The organism is Neptunicoccus cionae, from assembly GCF_014643735.1.
GTDB classification, from domain to species: Bacteria; Pseudomonadota; Alphaproteobacteria; order Rhodobacterales; family Rhodobacteraceae; genus Amylibacter; species Amylibacter cionae.
On sequence record NZ_BMKA01000001.1, the window covers coordinates 610,574 to 629,745 of the forward strand.

Annotated in this window: 19 protein-coding genes; 10 read left to right on the top strand and 9 right to left on the bottom strand. The window is 55.1% G+C overall.

Going from position 1 to position 19,172, the window contains the following annotated elements; translation table 11 throughout:
• Positions 1 to 7: 7 nt before the first annotated feature.
• Both IEX10_RS02690 and IEX10_RS02695 read right to left on the bottom strand, forming a co-directional pair.
• Positions 8 to 556 (bottom strand): gamma-glutamylcyclotransferase family protein, encoded by a 549-nt coding sequence (locus IEX10_RS02690; protein ID WP_188670651.1) that lies wholly within the window; start codon positions 554 to 556, stop codon positions 8 to 10.
• 4 nt (positions 557 to 560) lie between these two features.
• Positions 561 to 1,295, bottom strand: coding sequence for a M48 family metalloprotease (locus tag IEX10_RS02695; protein WP_188670653.1), 735 nt, complete (start codon positions 1,293 to 1,295; stop codon positions 561 to 563).
• Positions 1,296 to 1,610: 315 nt separating this feature from the next.
• Here IEX10_RS02695 and IEX10_RS02700 point away from each other — a divergent pair, with 315 nt between their 5' ends.
• The 3 genes from IEX10_RS02700 (at position 1,611) to IEX10_RS02710 (ending at position 4,731) form a co-directional block, all read left to right on the top strand.
• Positions 1,611 to 2,627 (top strand): C4-dicarboxylate TRAP transporter substrate-binding protein, encoded by a 1,017-nt coding sequence (locus IEX10_RS02700; protein ID WP_188670655.1) that lies wholly within the window; start codon positions 1,611 to 1,613, stop codon positions 2,625 to 2,627.
• A 77-nt stretch (positions 2,628 to 2,704) separates the two neighbouring features.
• Positions 2,705 to 3,334, top strand: coding sequence for a TRAP transporter small permease subunit (locus IEX10_RS02705; protein ID WP_188670657.1), 630 nt, complete (start codon positions 2,705 to 2,707; stop codon positions 3,332 to 3,334).
• On the top strand, positions 3,334 to 4,731 hold the full coding sequence (locus tag IEX10_RS02710; RefSeq protein WP_188670659.1) for a TRAP transporter large permease: 1,398 nt from the start codon (positions 3,334 to 3,336) through the stop codon (positions 4,729 to 4,731). Before IEX10_RS02705 ends, IEX10_RS02710 begins: the two co-directional genes overlap by 1 nt.
• 50 nt (positions 4,732 to 4,781) lie before the next feature.
• Here the strand turns inward: IEX10_RS02710 and IEX10_RS02715 are convergent, their stop codons facing one another.
• The 3 genes from IEX10_RS02715 to IEX10_RS02725 all read right to left on the bottom strand — a co-directional run bounded on the left by IEX10_RS02715 (position 4,782) and on the right by IEX10_RS02725 (position 9,046).
• Complete coding sequence (locus IEX10_RS02715; RefSeq protein WP_188670661.1) at positions 4,782 to 6,179, bottom strand: calcium-binding protein; 1,398 nt, start codon at positions 6,177 to 6,179, stop codon at positions 4,782 to 4,784.
• Positions 6,180 to 6,275: 96 nt separating this feature from the next.
• On the bottom strand, positions 6,276 to 6,977 hold the full coding sequence (locus tag IEX10_RS02720; RefSeq protein ID WP_188670663.1) for a YjbF family lipoprotein: 702 nt from the start codon (positions 6,975 to 6,977) through the stop codon (positions 6,276 to 6,278).
• Positions 6,977 to 9,046: a YjbH domain-containing protein gene (locus tag IEX10_RS02725; RefSeq protein WP_188670665.1), complete on the bottom strand. Its 2,070-nt coding sequence runs from the start codon at positions 9,044 to 9,046 to the stop codon at positions 6,977 to 6,979. The genes IEX10_RS02720 and IEX10_RS02725 overlap by 1 nt, the downstream gene beginning before the upstream one ends.
• A 425-nt stretch (positions 9,047 to 9,471) precedes the next feature.
• Between IEX10_RS02725 and IEX10_RS02730 the strand changes: the two genes are divergently transcribed.
• The 5 genes from IEX10_RS02730 (at position 9,472) to IEX10_RS02750 (ending at position 13,794) form a co-directional block, all read left to right on the top strand.
• The gene (locus IEX10_RS02730; RefSeq protein WP_188670667.1) at positions 9,472 to 9,759 is read left to right on the top strand and encodes a co-chaperone GroES; all 288 of its coding nucleotides are present in this window, start codon (positions 9,472 to 9,474) and stop codon (positions 9,757 to 9,759) included.
• 33 nt (positions 9,760 to 9,792) lie between these two features.
• Positions 9,793 to 11,442 carry a chaperonin GroEL gene (groL, locus tag IEX10_RS02735; RefSeq protein WP_188670669.1) on the top strand — a complete coding sequence of 550 codons (1,650 nt, stop codon included), beginning with the start codon at positions 9,793 to 9,795 and terminating at the stop codon, positions 11,440 to 11,442.
• Between the two features lie 208 nt (positions 11,443 to 11,650).
• On the top strand, positions 11,651 to 12,091 hold the full coding sequence (locus IEX10_RS02740) for a hypothetical protein (RefSeq protein ID WP_188670670.1): 441 nt from the start codon (positions 11,651 to 11,653) through the stop codon (positions 12,089 to 12,091).
• Positions 12,092 to 12,188: 97 nt separating this feature from the next.
• Positions 12,189 to 13,028, top strand: a complete 840-nt coding sequence (locus IEX10_RS02745) for a DMT family transporter (RefSeq protein ID WP_188670672.1) — start codon at positions 12,189 to 12,191, stop codon at positions 13,026 to 13,028.
• 49 nt (positions 13,029 to 13,077) lie between these two features.
• A complete protein-coding gene (locus IEX10_RS02750; RefSeq protein WP_188670674.1) occupies positions 13,078 to 13,794 on the top strand; it encodes an esterase/lipase family protein in 717 nt (238 codons plus the stop codon).
• Here the strand turns inward: IEX10_RS02750 and IEX10_RS02755 are convergent.
• From IEX10_RS02755 to IEX10_RS02765, 3 genes are read right to left on the bottom strand one after another with little or no spacing between them, the layout of a single operon-like run.
• Positions 13,778 to 14,851 (bottom strand): 5-(carboxyamino)imidazole ribonucleotide synthase, encoded by a 1,074-nt coding sequence (locus tag IEX10_RS02755; RefSeq protein ID WP_188670676.1) that lies wholly within the window; start codon positions 14,849 to 14,851, stop codon positions 13,778 to 13,780. The two genes, IEX10_RS02750 and IEX10_RS02755, sit on opposite strands and share 17 nt — an antisense overlap.
• Positions 14,844 to 15,332 (bottom strand): 5-(carboxyamino)imidazole ribonucleotide mutase, encoded by a 489-nt coding sequence (purE, locus tag IEX10_RS02760; RefSeq protein ID WP_188670678.1) that lies wholly within the window; start codon positions 15,330 to 15,332, stop codon positions 14,844 to 14,846. The genes IEX10_RS02755 and purE overlap by 8 nt, the downstream gene beginning before the upstream one ends.
• A 54-nt stretch (positions 15,333 to 15,386) precedes the next feature.
• On the bottom strand, positions 15,387 to 15,605 hold the full coding sequence (locus tag IEX10_RS02765) for a YdcH family protein (protein ID WP_188670680.1): 219 nt from the start codon (positions 15,603 to 15,605) through the stop codon (positions 15,387 to 15,389).
• 171 nt (positions 15,606 to 15,776) lie between these two features.
• Between IEX10_RS02765 and IEX10_RS02770 the strand changes: the two genes are divergently transcribed.
• Together IEX10_RS02770 and IEX10_RS02775 are read left to right on the top strand one after the other, a co-directional pair.
• Complete coding sequence (locus IEX10_RS02770; RefSeq protein WP_188670682.1) at positions 15,777 to 16,190, top strand: Hsp20 family protein; 414 nt, start codon at positions 15,777 to 15,779, stop codon at positions 16,188 to 16,190.
• Positions 16,191 to 16,201: 11 nt separating this feature from the next.
• Complete coding sequence (locus IEX10_RS02775; RefSeq protein ID WP_188670684.1) at positions 16,202 to 16,429, top strand: DUF1150 family protein; 228 nt, start codon at positions 16,202 to 16,204, stop codon at positions 16,427 to 16,429.
• A 560-nt stretch (positions 16,430 to 16,989) separates the two neighbouring features.
• On the opposite strand, the gene IEX10_RS02780 is transcribed toward IEX10_RS02775, so the two are convergent.
• Entirely contained in the window at positions 16,990 to 19,059 is a 2,070-nt protein-coding gene (locus IEX10_RS02780) for a bifunctional sulfate adenylyltransferase/adenylylsulfate kinase (protein WP_188670686.1), read from the bottom strand.
• Positions 19,060 to 19,172 lie beyond the last annotated feature (113 nt).

The following is a 19,172-nucleotide window of genomic DNA, read 5'->3' on the forward strand; positions in this document are numbered from 1 at the left end:
TATGGGGTCAGGTCGGGGCGATGATCCTAGCACCCACCATATTGATATGATCATCCACCAGTGCGGTTTCTGTGTCTGACAGAAGCCCTGCGCGGGGGTAAAGCGGTGTGGCACGGTCATTCAGGATTGGCGTGTCCCAGCCGCTGGTGGAGCGGAAGAAACCCCGAACGCCATCGGTGCCGAACACCTGATGGAACCCCTGTACCACGCAATCAAGATAGCTGAGAAGGATAGGCTGGTTCAGGTTTTCGAGCGACACCGCCGCCGCGCTGGCCTTATACATGGCAACACCGCTCAGCGGTTCCACGTCCAGCACCAGCCGGTCATAAGCGGCTTCGCGCAGATCCAGCGCGTCCCAGCCTATATCACCCACATCGGCCACCAGACCGGAAATAGAGGAGAGCGGATCGGGGGTCACGCTGAGGAACGCAACATCCCGTTGGGAAGATTGCACCCAATGCCGCCGCCAGCCCTGAAGCGTGGTAGGCCGCAGGTTCTGATAGCTGTGCGTGCCTGCATTCACCAACGAGCCGTATCCGAAAAAACTACCGGTCATACGATCACCATGCGACCGGCGCGCGGCCGCCTTGGGATTTGGCTATGTTGATGGTCTGAATGGTGCGTGACACCTGAGAGATCCTCTGGGCTGACGGCGGATGCGTGGCGAGCAGCGCTGAAGAGCCTCGGGTCCGTTCAAACGTGCGGGCACCGATGGTCGCGTTGTAACCGGCGCGATCTGCAATATGGGCCGCAATTGTATCGGCCTCCAGTTCAAACTTTTTGGAGTAGCTGCGCCCGCCAATGGCCCCGCCGATGTCTACACCGACCTGCGCATCGCCACCGCCGACCGCAACCAAAATACCACCGAGCACCGCTCCGGCAAGCTGGTTGGCCTGCGTCTGTTCAATATGGCGCGCAATCTGGTGGCCTGCTTCATGGCCGAACACAAAGGCAATTTCGTCGTCATTGCGGAAGCTGCGCAACATATTGACGTTAAAGGTAATAACGGGGCGGCCATCACGTCCGATGGTTTGATACGCATTTGGCGGTTGACTGGCGTCAGTATTCACTTTGACCTGAAAATCGCAGAAGTTGTGGGACTTGTTGGAGTGGAAGGTCCGGCAAACCGTTTGCGCGACGGGCTCTACGCGGGCGGCCACGCGGTAATAGGCGTTCACGGCGGACTGGGTGTCCCGCATGGCAACGGGGGCGGTCGTTTGTTGCGTGTTTGGCGTCGGGCTAGTTGAGCAGGCGGCCAGCAGAGCTGTGGCGGCGGAAGCAATCAGTTTGCGCATGTAATCCTCTGTCAATTGCGGGGATGGACGATCTGTCAGCCCAGTGAGCTTTCCGGTGGGCTTTGGTTTTTAATACGGAATCCCCCAAGTCGGGGCAACTGTTGTGTCAGGCACTGCGCAGCAAATGGCCAAGCCGGGGTTCTGGGTGTGCCTATAAAATAGCCATCTAAGTTAGGTCGTTGTCATTTCAAGCTAAACTGTAAAACCGCGCGTATTTTTACGCACTTACGGCCAATTCATTATAGGGAATCGCGGAAAGTTTCGTTAACCTGTGACCACAATCCCCACCAACGGGGAGCAATTTGGGAGGAAACCATGAAAAATGGTCTGAAAACACTGGCGCTAACTGCGCTGGCTGCAAGCATCGCATCCGAAGGTTTTGCGGAAGAATGGAACGTCTCGGTTTGGGGCAAGCGTCGCGCTTTCACCGAGCATGTTGAGAAGCTGGCGGAACTGGTTTCTGAAAAAACCAACGGTGAATTCACGATGAACGTGTCCTACGGTGGACTGTCAAAGAACCGCGAGAACCTTGACAATATTTCCATCGGCGCATTCGAAATGGCGCAATTCTGTGCCGGGTATCACCGCGATAAGAACCGTACGATCACCGTTCTGGAACTGCCGTTCATTGGTGTGTCCAATCTGGAAGAAGAAGTTGCTGTCAGCCATGCGGTTTACGCCCATCCGGCGGTGCAAGAAGAAATGGCGCAGTGGAATGCCAAGCTGCTGATGACTTCGCCGATGCCGCAGTACAACATCGTTGGCACCGGTGATCCGCGCACGAAGCTGGCTGATTTCGAAGGAATGCGGGTCCGCGCGACTGGCGGTCTTGGGAAAGCATTTGAAGCGGTTGGCGCGGTTCCGACATCCGTGACCTCTGCCGAAGCGTATCAGGCGATGGAATCCGGTGTTGTGGACACAGTGGCATTCGCGCAGCACGCGCATCTGTCCTTTGGCACGATCAATCAAGCGACATGGTGGACGGCTAACCTGAACCCTGGCACCGTGAACTGCCCGATCGTTGTGAACATCGACTCCTATGAAGGCCTGTCAGACGAGCACCGCGAAGCGCTGGACAGCTCTGTGGATGAGGCTATCGCCCATTACCTTGATAACTATGGTAAACTGCTTGCCAAGTGGGATGAGGTTCTGGCCGAAAAGAACGTTGAGAAAGTCATGCTCCCGGAAGAGGAACTGGCCGCGTTCCGTGCCAAGGCTGCTGATCCGATCCGTGCCGAATGGATTGCAGATATGGAAGCCCAGAACCTGCCTGGTCAGGAACTGTACGATCTCGTTATGGAGACACTGAAAAAAGAACGCGCAAGCAACTAAGCGCGGCTTTTCGGTAATTACACGGCCGTCCTCTTTGCTAAGGGGGCGGCCCTTTTTAACTCTGGAGGAGGTCTCACATGGCGTCTTCGGCAGCCGTCCTACAGGACGATAGCCTATTAAGTCGGTTGGACAGTTTTCTGCTGCCCATCGAACGCTTTTGCGCCCTGATCAGCGGAATTGCAGTGTTTTCACTGATGTTTCTTGCCGCTTATTCCGTGATCGGACGCAAGTTTTTTAACAGTCCCTTGTCGGGTTACGTGGACTATATCGAAGCCGCCATGCCGCTGATTGCGATCATGGGCGTGTCTTATGTGCAGCGCGATGGCACCCACATCCGCATGGATATTGTGGTGGCCGCGCTGAAGGGGCGGGCGCTCTGGCTGGTGGAGTTTCTGACCGTAGTCATCATGCTGGTGCTGATGGTCGCGCTGGTCTGGGGGGCTTGGGCCCATTTCGACCGCAGTTTTGATCTGACCAAACCACTGTGGAGCCGTGACAGTTCGATTGATATCGGACTGCCAATCTGGCCAAGCAAATTGATCGTACCCATCGCCTTTGCGGTGCTTTGCGTGCGCCTTGTGCTACAGGCGGTCGGCTATGGCCGCGCCTTTATATTGGGGTTGGAACACCCTGTGGCGGTGCCGCTGGTGTTGTCGGTTGAAGAACAGGCCCGCGCCGAAGCGGCCCAGCTGGAAGGGCATGATTGATGGATAATATTACCATAGGCCTGTGGACCACGGGCGGTATGCTGGTTCTTGTTGTGCTTGGAATGCGGGTGGCTTTTGCAGCGGCACTTGCGGGTTTCGTCGGTTTGGTCTGGCTGCGCTGGAACGGTTACGATTACGATCCCGCGCGCTTTGGCAAAGCCTTGCAAATCAGCGTCAAAATCGCGGGGCAGGTGCCCCATTCCAAGGTCAGCTCACAAGTTCTGAGCCTGATCCCAGTCTTCATCCTGATCGGTTATCTCGCCTATTACGCCAAGCTGACAACGGCCCTGTTTGAGGCCGCCAAACGCTGGATTGCATGGGTGCCGGGCGGCCTGGCTGTGGCCACTGTTTTCGCCACCGCAGGGTTTGCGGCGGTATCGGGGGCGTCTGTTGCAACGGCTGCGGTCTTTGCACGGATCGCCATCCCCGAGATGTTGAAGATCGGCTATAACAAACAGTTTGCTGCCGGTGTTGTTGCGGCGGGTGGCACGCTTGCCTCGCTTATTCCGCCGTCTGCAATTCTGGTGATCTATGCGATTATCGTCGAACAGGACGTGGGCAAGCTGTTGCTGGCCGGTTTTGTGCCGGGTGTCTTTTCGGCCATCGTCTATGCGGTCCTGATCATCAGCATCGCGGTCGGGTTCAAATCCGTTGGCCCGCCAGTGCGCGGTTTTACATGGGGGCAACGGTTTGCATCGCTGCCAGCCGCCATGCCAATTGTGCTGGTGGTCGTGATCATCATCTTCTTCGTCTACAACCCCTTCGGAGAGGCTTGGGGCACACCCACAGAAGGCGGCGCAGTCGGTGCGTTCATCGTGTTCCTGATGGCCCTGTTCCGCGGTATGCGTCTGGGAGAGCTGAAAGACGCCTTGCTGGAAACGGCCAAGCTGACGGTGATGATCTTTACAATCATCTGGGGCGTGCTGATCTATGTGCGCTTCCTTGGATTTGCCAAGCTGCCGGATGCGTTTTCGGACTGGATCACCTCACTGGACCAGTCCCCCATGCTGACGCTGGTGCTTATCCTGCTGGCCTATGCGGTGCTTGGGATGTTCATGGACGCCATCGGGATGCTGCTGCTAACCCTGCCGATTACCTATCCCGCAGTCATGGCGTTGAACGGGGGCGAGATGGTCACGGCGGCGGACAGTGCCTTTGGCATGTCGGGCGCGATGTGTGGCATCTGGTTCGGGATACTGGTGGTGAAAATGGCAGAGTTCTGTCTGATCACCCCGCCCATAGGCCTGAACTGCTTTGTTGTGGCCGGTGTGCGCGACGACCTGACGGTGCAAGACGTGTTCAAGGGCGTAACACCCTTCTTCATCGCAGACGGCGTCACAATCGCGCTGCTGGTGGCATTCCCGGCCATTGTGTTGTGGCTGCCGTCACTGGCTTAAAACGAAAGGGGCGGGGATTTTATTCCTCGCCCCGCTTCAAAAGACCAAAGTCAGATAAATTCAAAATTGTCTTGTGTCAGGTCATCGGGATCAATTTCAAAAAGCAAGATTTCTGTCCCGCTTGATAATGTTACCATCGTGCCCGTGTCGCCCCTCTCAATCGTCAGGTCGTCAAAATCCGCCCCTGAAATTCGCAGTCTGCCCGTTTCTACAGCGAAGCGCGCCACAACATCGGATCCTTCGTCTATCGTACTGTCATAGAGCAGGGTTGCAGACTCTGCGCCCGCGAAGATCCGGTCATCGCCGGTGCCGCCCGACAGCGTGACTTGGGCAGCAGACGTCATGGTGATCCAATCATCACCTGCACCACCGTATGCGTTGTAGTCAGAATTGGAAGAGTCGTATGAGTCAATTCGGTCATCACCACGGCCGCCATACACAGTGTTGTGACCGTTGCCTCCGAAAATGCGGTCATTTCCGTTCCCCCCAAAAAGGAGGTCATCACCGTGCCATCCAATTAACAAATCGCGGCCATTATTTCCGTAAACTGTATCATTACCCGAACCTGCAAATATTGAGTCATTGTAAGACGATCCGGTAATATGATCGTCGCCGTCTTTTGCGTAAACTGTATCCTCGCGGTAGTTGACGGTCAGTTCATCTGCGCTGTCCGTACCATACAGGTGCAATCCCTTGATATCCTCTAAACCGAAACTGTCGGCCGAAACCTTCAATAGTTTAATTTGCGTGCCGTCCGGACGGGTCAGCACCAGATCCTTACCGTCCGTTTCAATCAAAAGTTCTGCGGAGTTGATCCTCTGATAGCGGTCAAATTCCAGCGTATCTTTTTCAGGATTGAAGTCGGTGATCGTAAAATTTTCCGAACCGTCCCGCAGCTTTACCGTATCCGCGCCTTTTCCTGTAGTGATCGTAACTTCTGCGCCGCCAGTTTTGAAAACGTCGCTGCCACGTCCGCCATACATCGTGCTGCTGCCGCCCCAAACCGTATATTCATCGTTTCCACCTCCGCCGTATAGTTCGGACTTAAGGTGGTGGGCACCAATTGAATCGTGCCCTTTGCCGGCTTTAATGTAGTAGAAGGTTTCGCCGGGAGCCCCGGAATAGCCGGGATTTCCAGAATAGAAAGTGTCGTTGCCAGCACCTCCGTACGAGAAATTTTCGTCCTGTGTGTGGGAATAAGTCGAATAAAAGACATCGTCGCCTTTCCCGCCGTATACTTCATCGCTGCCACGGCCAGCGGTAATTTTGTCATCTCCGCGCCGCCCCCAGATGGTGTCGTCGCCGCCATAGCCGTATATACCATTATCGTGCCGGTTTCCGATCAGGGTGTCACCTGCATCAGTGCCGTGCCGGTCACGTTTGTGATATGCTGCACTTTCGGAGAAAGTTGTTAATAACGGGTTTTTCAATAAATCGTTTGAAGCCATAGGTATTCTCTTGTCTGCTAATAAATTTTCTTAAAACTGTCCCGACCCGACTCAAATTAGTGACGGTCGGTTAAGGGAAGTTTAACCTGCGTAGCGCTATTTTACCACACGTTGCAAAATCAAGTGCCCGACTTCCTTGCTGATCGACTGGTGACTTTGCCAGACGGTGCCTGCGCTATCGACCCAATAGCTGTTCTGAAAGGCGCGTTTGTCATTGCCGCAAAGCTCTGTGTATTGGCGTACGCTGTGGTTGCGGCCAAAGATTGTGATGGTCTCGCCTGCATCTTTCGGGGCAATGGCGCAATTGTAGGCGTAATCTGCCAGAATACCTTCGCCGGTCAGGCTGCGCTGTGTGCGGGTGTAGGTCTTGGGAAAGGACCCGCGAAACAGGGAGGACGGCGAAAGGGAAAGGTCCTGGGCGATCAGGTCCACCTGTAATCCCCGCGTGGCTGTCACGATGCCTGATTGCAGGGTCACTGTAGATTGGTCACTGCCCATATAGGTGCGATAGCGCCCGTTCACGGCCAGTTCCACTGCGGGTTGGGTCACGCCAAAGCGTGGCACCGTAACATAGACCACCGCGCGGCCAAGGGCGGCCATTTGCGCGCGGGTTGCTTGTGGGGCGGATTGATCCGCGTCGGCTGTCTCCACGGCCCCCTTTTGCAGGCGCGCTTTGGCCATGCCAAGAGCGATGTCACCTATGCCAGGTTGGGTGCTGTGTTCCGAACTACAAGCGGCCAGAAACAGGGACAAAACTGCAACGGCAATACAGGCCAACCTTGGTTTCAGCTGTGCCATCACCGCCAGAACCGTGCCCAGCCTGCTTCAAGTCCGGGGCGCTGATATTCGCTGACTGTGTCAAACAGGCGGTTGTTCACGTCCAGACGGGCGCCGCCATCACGGGCCAGTGTATTCATATCAATCGCATAGGTCTTGCGGTTGGGTGTCCCAATCCCCCAGCTGAGCGGAATGCTCATGCGCAGGCCCTTAGTGAAACTGCCTTCGCCGTATTCCTCGGGGGAGGAATCCGTCACTGTGGCATAGGCACCGATGGTCCAGCCATTGGCAAAGACGCGGTCCATAGACAGGGTCGCGCCCCAGTCTCCGGCAAGGTAACGGCCCAGATCAAGCTGCGCATCAAGACCGGGAGTCACGCTCCAATAAGCCGAGAGATGGCCCGTGACCACGTCATAATCCCGAAAGCCGAACAACTGGTCGAAATCCCGTTGTTTGACGTAGTTAACCTCTGCACCAAGCCCCCAGTTCTGGCTTGCTGGTTTCCAAAGCAGCTCGGTCGAGATACCGCCGAACATGGGTTCCAGATAGCCCACAGAAACGCGACCAAACAAATCGGGGGCGGGTTTGAACATCATATCCGCTGTCAGCGTCTCAATTGCGGTTTTTCCTTCGGACTTGTAAAGTGCCCGATCAGTGCGCACGCGGGGTAGACCCGAGGGCGGCGGGGTTTCATCCTTCTGGTTGCCAAACACCCGCTGGGTCACAGAGCCCGACAACGAAAAACCCGGCGCGATATAGTAGTCCGCGCTGGCCCGCAGGCCGCCGCTGGCCCGCAGGGGACCGGAACCGTCAAACAGCGACATGGATACATAGGGCGCTATATTCCAGCGCAAGTCGGGGTAAATATCCTGTGCAAAAACGCCATTGTCCGGCAGCGTGCGGGAGCTGCGGACTTCGGCACGGTCGAGCATTTTCTCGGTTCCCATCGGATCGTTTTCCAGACGCTCCAGATCGGAACGGCGGATTACCACACTGGACGCGGGCAGGCCGTTCACCACAGGGGTGATCACGAATTCCTCAACCGAATGGGGCAGCACAAAAGCCATTGCACGGGCAGCGCGACCAATGGCCTGTGCACCGGAATTGAAAGTGTCATTGCGCAAGCGCAGCTCGGCAGAGCGCCCGTTCACCGCTACCGCTTCAACGGCAAGCCCTTGTTCCTTGAGCACGGTCTCAAATTTTTGACGGGCGGTGGTAGAATAGTTCGTATCTTGCGCCCAACCTGTGCTTTTGGAGTAATTCACCGGACGGGCGATCACGGGCAGGGGCGCCCGTTCGCGTGTGCCAACAGCGGGCGGGCGTTTGGGATTGATAGCCGTAGAAAAGCGCAGGGCAACTTCGGAACCATGTAGATAATACAGTCCCACGCTCAGATTGTCCCGGCGCTTGAATTCCATGCCAAAGTTGAACGGGCTGTCACGCTCAACCGCACCGGAAGCAACCTCGCGGGTGTATTCGTCCGAGGAATATTCCGCCTTCAGCGTTAACCCTTTTACCGGGGTGGTCCAGGCAAGCCCGCCAAACACACCGACATCGCCACTAAACCACTGTTCGGCAGTTGGAACGCCGCCTTGTGCATTCGCGCCAACCCGCACGGTGGAGCTATCGCTCAGACGTCCCCAGCCAAGCCCCGCCGTCACGCGAACCTTTGGATGGACTGCTTTTGTGGCGACAAGGTATTCCGCACCATAAGCACCCTTACCCATAAAGTCGCGCAGGCCAATCGCCACGCCGGGCAATGTGTCAGTTTCTTCAAGCAGTTGGAATTGCAGATCGAAAGAGCGGTCGTTGTCCTCGCCCGCGATGGTCCAGTCATTAAGCTCGGAATACCGAAACGAGGCCGAGAGCCGTTTTGTCAGTTGAAAGGACAGCGTAACCTTACGATCAGAAGCGGAGCCTGATATCGTTCCAGTGACCTGCCCGTCGGGCTGGGGTTCGGCACCGGGCATGTCGATCAGACCGGAATTACCATATAGGTTCAAAGAGGGCGTCGCCTGCGCGTTTACCAGTCCTGCTGTCATTGCCAAAACGGAAATCCCGCCAAACGCCGCTTTTACCAGTTTTGCCATTTCCAGCCCCCGACTGACACTTTTAAAAGTCTTTCATGCCTTTTGGCATAAACACCATGAAACCGAAAGTCTTTCGCAGCGGTTTGGCGTTAATAATCTCCCTGAAATCTGCTGTTTTGCAGGTTTCCCGACGGATAGCGCATGTTGTGCGGGCAAGATGCGAAATATATCAGATGTCTGGGCCGGAATTCGATCCTGCAGGGTGGTTGCGCATCTGATTATATTCTGTATTTTCCCCGCCGAACCGCAGGCTTGCCAGTTGTACTGATAACGACCGGAAATCAGCGATGAAATCTTCCCACGCAAGAGTTGACTCTCAGCTTCGGTCTTCCTAAATAGTGCTCTGTTAGCACTCACGGGAGGCGAGTGCTAATGGTCTGATGGCCTCCCGAGAAATGAAAACCAAGAGTTAAGGAGCACTCTCCATGGCACTCAAACCTTTGCACGACCGTGTACTGGTTCGCCGCCTTGAAGGCGACGAAAAAACCGCAGGCGGTCTGATCATTCCGGATTCTGCAAAAGAGAAACCGGCTGAGGGCGAAATCATCGCTCTGGGCGAAGGCGCGCGCAAAGATAGCGGCGAACTGATCCCAATGGCTGTTAGCGTTGGCGATAAAGTGTTGTTCGGTAAATGGTCCGGCACCGAAGTATCCGTTGATGGCGACGAGCTGTTGATGATGAAAGAATCCGACATCCTCGGCATTCTTTCCTAAACCGAACCGAAATACGAATAGGAGCAAGCTACAATGGCTGCAAAAGACGTAAAATTCGGCACCGACGCACGGAACCGCATGCTGGAAGGCGTGAATGTTCTGGCCGATGCTGTTAAGGTAACGCTGGGCCCCAAAGGCCGTAACGTTGTTCTCGACAAATCCTTTGGCGCACCACGCATCACCAAAGACGGTGTGTCCGTTGCCAAAGAAATCGAACTTGAAGGCAAGTTTGAAAACATGGGCGCACAGATGGTTAAGGAAGTTGCTTCCCGGACCAACGACACAGCAGGCGACGGTACAACAACCGCGACTGTTCTGGCCCAAGCCATCGTTAAAGAAGGCATGAAATCGGTTGCTGCTGGCATGAACCCGATGGACCTGAAGCGCGGTATCGACACAGCTGTGGCGAACGTCGTGGATGCGATCAAATCCATGTCCCGTCCGGTTAACGACAGTGCAGAAGTTGCACAGGTCGGCACCATCTCTGCAAACGGCGAAAAAGCAATTGGTGATCAAATCGCCGATGCTATGCAGCGCGTTGGCAACGAAGGTGTTATCACTGTTGAAGAAAACAAAGGTCTGGAAACAGAAACCGATGTTGTTGAAGGCATGCAGTTCGACCGCGGTTACCTGTCCCCTTACTTTGTGACCAACCCTGAAAAAATGACAACAGAGCTGGACGACGCACTGATCCTGCTGCACGAGAAGAAACTGTCTTCCCTGCAGCCAATGGTGCCTCTGCTGGAAACTGTTATCCAGTCCGGCAAACCGCTTGTTATCATTGCTGAAGACGTTGAAGGCGAAGCCCTGGCGACCTTGGTCGTGAACAAACTGCGCGGCGGTCTGAAAATCGCAGCTGTGAAAGCACCTGGTTTCGGCGATCGCCGCAAAGCCATGCTGCAGGACATCGCTGTTCTGACCGGTGGTCAGGTGATTTCCGAAGATCTGGGCATGAAGCTTGAAAACGTTGGCATGGAAATGCTTGGCACGGCCAAGAAAATCCAGATCACCAAAGATGAAACAACAATCATCGACGGTAACGGCGAAAAAGCTGAGATCGAAGCACGTGTTGCACAGATCCGTGGTCAAATCGAAGAAACATCTTCCGATTACGACAAAGAAAAACTGCAAGAGCGTCTGGCCAAACTGGCTGGTGGTGTTGCTGTTATCCGCGTTGGTGGTTCCACAGAAGTTGAAGTTAAAGAACGCAAAGACCGCGTTGACGACGCACTGAACGCGACCCGCGCTGCGGTTCAAGAAGGTGTTGTTGTTGGTGGTGGTGTTGCTCTGGTGCAGGCTGTTAAAGGTCTGGTTGGAATGGAAGGCGCAAACGCTGACCAGTCCGCTGGTATCTCTATCGTTCGCCGCGCGCTTGAAGCTCCTCTGCGTCAAATCGCTGAAAATGCTGGTGTTGACGGTGCAGTTGTTGCCGGTAAAGTTCGCGAAAGCGACGACAAAAACTTCGGCTTTAACGCACAGACAGAAGAATATGGCGACATGTTCTCCTTCGGCGTAATCGACCCTGCCAAAGTTGTGCGGACTGCTCTGGAAGACGCTGCTTCCATCGCTGGCCTGTTGATCACAACAGAAGCAATGGTTGCTGACAAACCTTCCAAAGACGGTGGTGCCGGTGGCGGCATGCCAGACATGGGCGGAATGGGCGGCATGGGCGGCATGATGTAAGAACCGGCTTTGGCCTTTGGGCCAAAACGGTTCCGCCTGTCAGGGTTTTGGCGATAACGCCAAGACCCGAACAGGCCAGCCCCACTGACGTTTTAGTCAAAAAGAACGGCCTCGCAGGTTCCTGCGGGGCCGTTTGCATTTTTGCGCGCTTGGATGCAATATAGCAAATTACGATAACATCATTAAAACTTTTTTTAAGGAGTTAGAAATGGCGGAAGAAAATCAATCTCGAGATTTTCTTGAATTTCAAATGATTAATGAAAAGATAATTGAAATCGCCAATTCATCTATCAAAACGCTTGTACTGATTAATGGCGCCGCAGCGGTTTCACTTCTTACGTTTATTTCGTCGCAGTTAAATTCTACCAACTATAATTCGAATTTGATTACATTGGCGACTGAACCACTGACGATGTTCGCGCTTGGCGTGTTTTTCGCATGCCTTGGAATGCTTTTCAGCTACCTTACGCATTATGCCACTCTTGTTCGGATCAATAAACGAAAAGGTGAGGATAAGGGCGCGTGTATTTGGAGATGGGTCAAGCGTGTCGTGCATCTAGTTTCAGCGGTGGCGATTTCCGGTTCGTTGGCTAGTTTTCTTTTGGGTATTGTTCAATTCAGAGATGCAATAACTGTCGTTTTTTACTAAGCTAGTGAAGCGCTGTACTACCCACTTCGCACTGACGTTTTCGTCATAGCCAAATTTTGCGATTGCGCCGTGTGGCGCCGACTGCTTCAAACCTGTCATGCAATTGATCCTACTGACCATCCTGACAATGATCGCCTTCGCGGCCAATTCGGTTTTGAACCGGATGGGATTGGCGGGTGGCCTGATTGATCCTGCCAGTTTCGCGCTGGTGCGTGTGGCGAGCGGGGCAGGGGTTCTGGTTCTGCTGGTGGTTTTGCGACAGGGGCGGTTGGCGGGATTCTTTGAACCGGCAAGGCCTTGGGCTGTGATCGGACTGGCGGCCTATATGCTGGGGTTTTCTTTTGCTTATGTAGCATTAGATGCGGGAACGGGCGCGTTGATCCTGTTTGGTGGCGTCCAGATTACCATGTTTGCGGGCGCGGTTCTGGCAGGCAAGGCGCCGGTGCCGCTGCAATGGCTTGGCGCGGGGATTGCTTTTGGTGGGCTCGCCTATCTGCTGGCACCCTCCGCCAGTGCGCCGGATTTGACGAGCGCGGGGCTGATGACGATCGCAGCTTTGGGGTGGGGTGTCTATTCGCTGATCGGTCAGAAAACGGCAGATCCACTGGGGGCAACGGCGGCAAATTTTGTGCTGGCCCTGCCGTTCGCACTGGTCGGGCTGCCGCTGGTTTCTGCGCTTCATCTGACACCGGCTGGTGTGATACTCGCCTTTTTGTCAGGCGCTGTAACTTCGGCCCTTGGCTATGCGCTGTGGTATTGGGTGTTGCCGCAACTGGCCACGGCCACTGCTGCGGTGGCACAGCTAAGCGTACCCATCATCGCAGCTTTTGGCGGGACGGCGCTGTTGGGTGAACCAGTCAGCCTTGAATTTGTGATTTCTGCTGGGCTGGTGCTTGGGGGGATCGGGGTTTCGGTGTTCGCTACAAATCGCCAATAAGGTGGCCTCTTTCTTGACAATTCCGGTGCCGCCACCTTTATGCTAGACCATGAAAGCAACCCTGTTCACAGTCTGGATACTTGGAATGGTCACATTCATCGCCCCCGCCGCCCGTGCCGGCGAATGTGTGATCCTGTTGCACGGTCTGGCCCGCAGCGCCACGTCGATGTTGCTGATGGAATGGCGGTTGAAGCGGGCGGGCTACCACGTTGTAAACCTTGATTATCCCAGCAAGGACGCCACGATTGAAGAACTGGCCAACAGCGCTGTTCCTGCCGCCTTGCACAAATGCCGATCCGCCAAAAAGGTGCATTTCGTAACCCATTCAATGGGTGGAATTCTTCTGCGCTATTACATGGGAAATGTGTCCCAGCCCCCCGCGCGGCTGGGCCGTTCCGTGATGCTGGCACCGCCCAATAAGGGCACAGAGGTTGTGGATCAGATGACCGATGTGCCGGGGTTCGAATTTTGGAACGGGATCGCAGGCATGCAGCTTGGCACGGGACCTGACAGCCTGCCTGCGAAGTTGGGGCCGGTGCGCTTTCCTGTGGGTGTGATTGCGGGGGATCAGACGATGAATCCGCTGCTTTCCTCGCTGATCGACGGGCCAAACGACGGTAAAGTCAGCGTCGAAAGCACCAAGGTCGAGGGGATGGCGGATCACATCGTTCTCCATGTGACCCACACATTTATGATGAACAACCCGAAGGTCTATGAACAGGTAGAGTATTTCCTGAAATTCGGCGCGTTCAAGCGGGACCCGTGATCTTGTTCACATGGCCCATCTTGCGGCCCGGTTTTGCCTCGGCCTTACCGTAAAGATGCAGTCCCACGCTTGAGTCCTGCGACAGGGTCGCAACGTCGTTCACTTCTTCACCGATCAGATTTGTCATCACCACATTGGAGTGCCGTTTCCCGTCCCCCAAAGGCCAACCCGCAACCGCGCGGATGTGCTGTTCGAACTGGTCGATGACACAGCCGTTTTGCGTCCAGTGACCGGAGTTGTGCACCCGCGGTGCGATCTCGTTCACAATCAGACCATGCGGTGTCACGAACAGTTCCACACCCATGACGCCGACATAATCCAGCGCGTTGAGGATTTGCCCCGTCAGGATAATCGCATCTGTGTGCTGGCTGCGGTTCAGCTTGGCGGGCAGGGTGGTGGTGTGGAGGATCCCGTCACGGTGGACGTTTTCACCGGGATCAAAACAGGTCACGGCGCCGTCCTGCGCCCGTGCGCCAATGACCGAGACTTCGTGGGTGAAATCAATGAAACCTTCAAGAACACAAGGGGTTTCGCCCAGTTCCTGCCATGCGGATGTTGGATTTGTGCTGTCTTTCAGGCGCACCTGACCCTTGCCGTCATACCCGAACCGGCGGGTTTTCAGGATCGAAGGCACGCCGACTTTCTCTACTGCTGCGGTGAGATCCTCGGCGGTTTCTACGTTGGCATAGGGCGCGCATTTCAGGCCTAGCGAGGTCAGGAACTCTTTCTCGACAATCCGGTCCTGAGAGGTTGCCAGTGCGCGTCTGTTGGGCAGCACGGGCCGGATGGTTTCGATCAGGTCCAGCGCCTCTGCGGGGATGTTCTCAAACTCGTAGGTGATGACATCTACTGACTGAGCAAAGCTGCGCAAGGCGTCTGCGTCCTCGTAAGGGGCGGTGGTCACACGATCGGCCACGTGTCCGGCCGGGGGATTGGCGCCCGGTTCGAAAATGTGGGTTTTGAACCCCAAACGGGAAGCGGCAACTGACAGCATTCGCCCCAATTGTCCGCCGCCCAGAATTCCGATGGTCGCGCCGGTTTGCAAAGGATCAGTCATCAACAGGTTCTTCCGGAATAGAGGCGCTGAGAGCTGCGCGCCAGTCTTCGAGTTTTTCAGCTAGTTCCGCGTCGGAATTGGCCAGAATCGCCGCTGCCATAAGGCCGGCATTGGCAGCACCCGCAGGGCCGATGGCCATTGTGCCAACGGGGAAGCCTTTGGGCATCTGAACGATGGAATAAAGGCTGTCCACACCCGAAAGCGCCTTGGTTTGCACCGGCACACCCAGCACGGGAACGCGGGTTTTGGAAGATACCATGCCGGGCAGATGGGCCGCCCCGCCAGCACCGGCGATTATCACCTGTAATCCCCGTTCGGCCGCGGTTTTTCCATAGGTCCAGAGACGGTCGGGGGTGCGGTGGGCCGAGACGATCTTGCTTTCGTAAGCAACGCCCAATTCATCCAGAATATCAGCTGCATGTTTCATTGTGGGCCAGTCCGACTGGCTGCCCATGATGATCCCGACTTTAACCTGTGTCATCCGGTAATTCCGCCTGTTTGATAATGAAGGCCGCACTATAGGTAATATGTGAATTTAGGCAATAATGTCGGGCGTGATTTCATCTTCCAGGCGGCGGATTTGATCCTTGATCGCCAGTTTCTGACGCTTCAACCGTTGCAGGGTCAGCGCATCGGCGTGGCCCTTGTCGTGCAGGGCGTGAATGGCTTCGTCCAGATCCCTATGCTCCTGCCGTCGGGTTTCCAATTTGACGCGAAGCACCTCTGTGCGATCCATCTGCGGTGAAGCTGTCATGGCAGTCCTGAAAATAAGTCTCCTGTCATCATCTTAACGTGATCTGAAACGGCTTAACAACCAATCGTTTCAATAAGTTCTTGAGAATCCGGCAGGGCCACCCCATATTCCTTACAGGGTCGCCGCTTTTGGGGCCTAGCTAAAGTCGCTTAACCGTAAAGGGCTTACTGTATGACAAAAATATCCTTTGCCTCGCATCCGTTTTTGCTCGGGTTCGAACAACTCGACCGTTTGGTCGAGCGGACCGCGAAATCGGGGAACGAAGGTTACCCCCCTTATAATATCGAACAAAGTGCTGATGATTCCTATCGCATCACGCTTGCGGTTGCCGGTTTCCGCGAGGAAGATTTGGCAATCACGCTGGAGAACGCCCAGTTGGTCATCCGCGGGCGTCAAGTGGACGACAGCGATGGGCGCGTCTTCCTGCACCGTGGGATCGCCGCCCGCCAGTTCCAGCGCTCTTTCGTGCTGGCCGAAGGCGTAGAGGTTGCTGGCGCTTCAATGGAGAACGGGTTGCTGCACGTGGACTTGCGCCGCTCTGTTCCCGAGACGGTGGTTCAGACCATCGAAATTAATAACAAGTAGGAGGCACGATTATGGACGTTAAGTTTAATTTTCCCTTTAAATTCGATGATCGCACGGTTTATGTGCGGCCGGTTGAGTTTTCGGATCTTCCCGAGGATCTGCGAGAGCAGCTTCAAGGAGATGAACATATCTATGCCATCCACTCTGAGAACGGGGAGCGATTGGCGCTGGCCAAAGATCGCGACATCGCTTTTGCGCTGGCCCGAACAAACGAGTTTGAACCCGTAAGTGTTCACTAAAGCGAAACGCTTTAGAAAAGGTTAATATAAACGCTCAAAGCGGGTTTCGACCCGCTTTGGTCACTCCGATCTGGTCCGCAAAGCGCGCGCCTGAATGGATCGGGCCTGAAAAGGCCCTGCCGCATTCCCGAAATATTGGCTTTCAGAGCGTCCCTCTATCGTTCTTGCGCTTTCAGGCTGGAACGGGGCGGATGTTGGGACGCCGGTTAATAATTGGTGGACGTATGCCTTGAAACAGCTGAACCGCTGTATCCAAGTCCGCTTTTGCTTGGGCTCAAGCTCCGGTTTTGGAAATTCCTTCCGCACGGGTTGAAAGGCGGGACGGCTTTTTGATTCTCTGGGCGCAGGGGCTTCGGTCTGGCCAATTGGAACTGGCATACTCTTTACTCCGATATTCAAACTTAGGGACGGTACTAGTCCCTGACTTAACGGAAAGCTACGAGCCGAATGTGTCGAAAATTTGAATAAATCGGTCAGGTTTTAAGGAATTGGCAGTCACCCAATTCATGCAAAAACCCGGCGCGATGGCCGGGTTTTCACTGGTTTCAAAGGATCGCAGATCAGGCAGCGATCAGACCCATGCTTTCCAGCTTTAGCAGAACCTGATGGGCGCAGTTGTCCACATCTGTGTTCTCTGTTTCGATCCGCAGTTCAGGGTGTTCTGGAACGTCATAGGGGTCTGAAATCCCTGTGAATTCCTTGATTTTGCCTTCGCGGGCCAGTTTGTACAGGCCTTTGCGGTCACGCCGTTCACACTCTTCAATAGAGGTGGCAACGTGGACTTCAAGGAAGGCACCAAACTGTTCGATATCTTCGCGCACAGCCCGACGAGTGGTCGCATAGGGCGCGATCGGCGCACAGATAGCGATACCGCCGTTTTTGGTGATCTCGGACGCCACATATCCGATGCGACGGATGTTCAGATCGCGGTGCTCTTTAGAGAAGCCCAGTTCCGAAGACAGGTTCTTGCGCACCAGATCACCGTCCAGCAGGGTTGTCGGACGACCACCCATTTCCATCAGTTTCACCATCAAAGCATTGGCGATAGTGGATTTGCCAGAGCCGGAGAAACCGGTGAAAAACACAGTAAAGCCTTGCTGTGCCCGTGGTGGACGGGTGCGGCGCAATTCTGTCACAACGGCAGGGAAGGAGAACCATTCAGGGATTTCCAGGCCTTCAGACAGCCGGCGACGCAATTCTGTGCCGGAGATGTTCAGGATGGTCACGTCATCCTTATCTTCGATTTCGTCCGCTGGTTCGTATTGTGCGCGGTCTTGCACGTAAACCATGTGTTTGAAATCGACCATTTTGATGCCCATTTCTTCTTCGTGGGCACGGAACAGGTCTTGCGCGTCGTAAGGACCGTAGAAATCTTCGCCTTGGCTGTTGTTGCCGGGGCCAGCGTGATCGCGGCCAACGATGAAGTGGGTGCAGCCGTGGTTTTTACGGATCAGACCGTGCCAGACAGCCTCACGCGGGCCAGCCATACGCATGGCAAGGTTCAGCAGGGACATGGATGTTGTCGATGCAGGGTACTGGTCCAGAACAGCCTCGTAGCAGCGCACGCGGGTGAAGTGATCGATGTCACCCGGTTTGGTCAGGCCAACAACCGGATGGATCAGCAGGTTGGCTTGCGCTTCTTTTGCGGCGCGGAAGGTCAGTTCCTGATGGGCGCGGTGCAGCGGGTTACGGGTTTGGAACGCAACCACTTTGCGCCAGCCCATTTTGCGGAAGTAAGCACGCAGTTCGTTTGGCGTGTTGCGACGGGCGCGGAAATCATAGTGCATCGGTTGCTGGATGCCGATGATCGGCCCGCCAAGGTAAACTTCGCCAGCAGTGTTGTGCAAATAGTTCACGGCAGGGTGGGCCAGATCGTCTGCGCCAAAAACCTTTTCAGCCTCAAGCGCTTTGTTCGGGGTCCAGTTGTCTGTCACAGACATAACTGCAAGAATAACACCTTCAGGATCGCGCAGTGCGATATCCTGACCGATTTCAACAGACTCGGCGAATTTTTTTGGCACGTCGAGTGTGATGGGCATCGGCCACAGTGCGCCGTCTGCCATACGCATGTTTTCAACAACACCGTCGTAATCGGCTTCTGACATGAAACCTTTCAGCGGGTTGAAGCCACCGTTCATCAGCAGTTCGAGGTCGCAAACCTGACGGGCTGTCAGATCCCAAGACGGCAGCTGTGCCGCTTCGAATTTCATCTTTTCGGCACTGTCGTGTGAAACGTAGAGCTCCGAAATAGGGGCGAGATTGTTTTCCATCATTATAGTCCTGTGTTTAAGTGGAACCAGATTGGACGTGGTCCCGGTCAATTCAGCATGCAGCGCGTCATATTCCGCGAATTTACGTGCCAGAAAACTGTCGGTGAGCCGGATTTTCTCCGCCTCACCCCGTGAGGTAAGCGTATAGGTGAACCGCTGGCGTTTATCCGGTCCGTTGCGGTCGCTGATCCTGACCAGCTTGGCCTCGGTTGCGGATTTCAGCAGGGCATTGAGGCGACCCAACGACACCCCGATCGCAGCGGCAAGCGCGCGCTGCGAGGCATCTGAAGCACGATCAATCTGGCGGAGGAGCCGGAAGAGCTGATCTTCTTCATCGTTATTGGGTTTTGCGCTCTGCAATGTCCATACCTGCGAATCAAAGTTTGTTCACGCGTGAACACATAGGCTGGAACGCGCCGTGGGCAAAGTGTTTTCTGTGGTATTGGCAGGAAAGGGCCGGATGTGACTCCGGA